Here is a 361-nt window from a genome sequence, read left to right as displayed (position 1 = left end):
ATAAGAGGCTTCTTCACTTAAATAGTTAGCATAGGTTATAATAGTACCTATATCAGCTATATTGTCTGATGATAGTTCACTTATTACTGCCGTACTAGCTGTAGGGTAAGCATTAGTAACTACTCTTCTTACTTTTTCAGGGGTATCGATACGCACCTGATTGTCTGGTAGCTCATCAAGCAGTGAGTTACAACCGGTAAGGCTTAGGGTTATACCTATTAATATATATATCTTTTTCATTTCTTTTGTATTTAAAAAATTAGAGACCTACACGTAAGGTGAAAATAAGTCGTTTAGCAGCAATAGGCGAATAGCCGTTAGCTAAATAGTCTGGGTCATCACCATTTAGTTTTTTATCAGC

1 protein-coding gene is annotated in these 361 nt (G+C 35.5%); it reads right to left on the bottom strand.

Going from position 1 to position 361, the window contains the following annotated elements:
• Positions 1-240, bottom strand: a 240-nt coding sequence (locus HMPREF9441_RS18795) for a lipoprotein (protein ID WP_008623370.1), incomplete at its 3' end; no start/stop codon positions are given.
• Positions 241-361: the final 121 nt, after the last annotated feature.

Origin of the sequence: Paraprevotella clara YIT 11840, assembly GCF_000233955.1 — a bacterium.
Taxonomy (GTDB): Bacteria; Bacteroidota; Bacteroidia; order Bacteroidales; family Bacteroidaceae; genus Paraprevotella; species Paraprevotella clara.
This window is presented reverse-complemented; position numbering and strand designations above follow the sequence as displayed.